At 50.2% G+C, this 584-nt stretch carries 2 protein-coding genes; both read right to left on the bottom strand.

The window, feature by feature from the left end; translation table 11 throughout:
• Window positions 1–110: 110 nt before the first annotated feature.
• Window positions 111–383, bottom strand: coding sequence for a hypothetical protein (locus FOY53_RS24270; protein WP_146592546.1), 273 nt, complete (start codon window positions 381–383; stop codon window positions 111–113).
• Window positions 347–559: a helix-turn-helix domain-containing protein gene (locus tag FOY53_RS24265; protein WP_500690374.1), complete on the bottom strand. Its 213-nt coding sequence runs from the start codon at window positions 557–559 to the stop codon at window positions 347–349. Before FOY53_RS24265 ends, FOY53_RS24270 begins: the two co-directional genes overlap by 37 nt.
• Window positions 560–584: the final 25 nt, after the last annotated feature.

Raw genomic sequence — 584 nt, 5'->3', positions numbered from 1 at the left:
CCAACCCCTGAAAAACAACCCCACACCATAATCCCCTCTCCACCAAACTTTACACTTGGCACAATGCAGTCAGGCAAGTACCGTTCTCCTGGCAACCGCCAAACCCAGACTCATCCATCGGATTGCCAGACAGAGAAGCGTGATTTGTCACTCCAGAGAACACGTCTCCACTGCTCTAGAGTCCAGTGGCGGCGTGCTTTACACCACTGCATCCGACGCTTTGCATTGCACTTGGTGATGTAAGGCTTGGATGCAGCTGCTCGGCCATGGAAACCCATTCCATGAAGCTCTCTACGCACTGTTCTTGAGCTAATCTGAAGGCCACACAAAGTTTGGAGGTCTGTAGCTATTGACTCTGCAGAAAGTTGGCGACTTCTGTGCACCTCAGCATGCGCTGACCCCGCTCTGTGATTTTACGTGGCCTACCACTTCGTGGCTGAGTTGCTGTTGTTCCCAATTGCTTCCACTTTGTTATGATACCACTAACAGTTGACCGTGGAATATTTAGTAGTGAGGAAATTTCACGAATGGACTTATTGCACAGGTGGCAACCTATCACGGTACCACGCTTGAATTGTAGCCGT

Origin of the sequence: Puniceibacterium confluentis (genome assembly GCF_007923445.1) — a bacterium.
GTDB lineage: Bacteria > Pseudomonadota > Alphaproteobacteria > Rhodobacterales > Rhodobacteraceae > Puniceibacterium > Puniceibacterium confluentis.
The sequence above is the reverse complement of the archived record's forward strand: the minus strand, read 5'-3'. Positions and strand labels throughout refer to the sequence as shown.